General features: G+C 67.7%; 2 pseudogenes. Both read right to left on the reverse strand.

The features are described 5' to 3' along the window. A pseudogene (locus tag AHiyo1_RS07765) lies at positions 1-686 on the reverse strand (thiamine pyrophosphate-binding protein); the annotation flags it as partial. 20 nt (positions 687-706) lie between these two features. Continuing rightward, a pseudogene (locus AHiyo1_RS07770) lies at positions 707-1,445 on the reverse strand (Cgl0159 family (beta/alpha)8-fold protein); the annotation flags it as partial.

Below are 1,445 nucleotides of genomic sequence, written 5' to 3' on the forward strand. Positions count from 1 at the left end.
GATGGCCTCGGCGGCGCGGCGGATGTCGTCGTCGTCGGCCTCGGGGCGGCGGATCCGCCACTCACGCTCGGCGAGGAATTCCTCCGGGACATCCAAGGCTTCGGCCTGGACGTCCTGCGGCAGCGAAATGGTGACCGCGCCGGTCTCGGCCGGGTCCGTCAGGACGCGCAGGCCGTGGTGGAAGGCCGAGAACAACTGCTCGGGCCGGGACACCCGGTCGAAGAACTTGGACAGCGGACGGAAGGCGTCGTTGACCGTGATGTCGTAGGCGTACGGCAGCTCGAGCTGCTGCAGCACGGGTCCGCGGCCCGGGTGGCGAAGGTGTCGGACGGCAGAAGCAGGACAGGCAGCCGGTTGGTGGTGGCCAGCGCCGCGCCGGTCAAAAGGTTCGAGGAACCCGGGCCGATCGAGGTGCTGATCGCGAACGTCTGGCGGCGGCGGGTGTGCCGGGCGTAGCCGACAGCCTGGTGCGCCTGGGCCTGCTCGTTGCGGCCCTGGTAATACGGCATGATGCTCGGATCGAGCTGCTGGTACTGCTTGAGGGCCTGCCCCACACCGGCGACGTTGCCGTGTCCGAAGATCCCGAAGGTGCCCGGGATCAGGCGTTCCCGGTACTCGCTCCCGCCGACGGTGTCCACCGTGTACTGCTTGGACAGGAACTCGACAACCGCCTGGGCGACCGTCATTCTGCGCGTTGACATTACTCTTACTCCGATACTTTCGCAGGTGTCTTCAGCAGCTCTGGCGTCTTCAAGAGCGAGGCGGCGGTGGCAACGGCCCCGGCCACGTCCCCGTCGGCCGGATACAAAAGGGTCCGTCCCACAGTCAATCCCTGGACTCCCGGCAGGCAAGGGCGGCCTGCCAGCTGGCGAAGACCTCGTCCTGGCCCGCATCCGGGTCCCCACCCAACAGGACCGTGGGCAGCGTGGTGGCCGCCATGACCCGTTCCATCTCCGCCACGACCGGGAGCTTCATCCACGTGTACGCGCTCGTGGAACCCAGGCCCTGCGCAATCGCGACCGACTTGATCACGGCATCCGGCGAAAGGTCGTTGCGGACACTGCCGTTCGCCTCCCGGACAGACAGGAACGGCTCCACCATGGCGATCAGCTTGCGCGCGGCGAGGGAGTCCACCGCCTTGGCCGTGGCTTCCAGGATGTTGGCGGTGTCCGGATCCCCGAGGCAGATCCGGGTCAGCATCTTCCCGCCATCGGCGCCGAGGGCGTCCAGGGCCGCTGCGGTATGGCCCGTGAAACGGTCGTCGATCTCGTTGACCAGCCCGGCGAGGCCGCCTCGGTTCATCGAGCCGAAGACGAGCTTGCCCTCAAGTGCCCCGAGCAGAAGCAGGTCATCCATGATGTCCGGCGACGCCAGGACACCGTCGACGGCGGGATTCGCCAAAGCGACCTGCAGCCGGTCCAAAAGATCCCGGCGATCCGCCATGG

The organism is Arthrobacter sp. Hiyo1, from assembly GCF_001263615.2.
GTDB lineage: Bacteria > Actinomycetota > Actinomycetes > Actinomycetales > Micrococcaceae > Arthrobacter.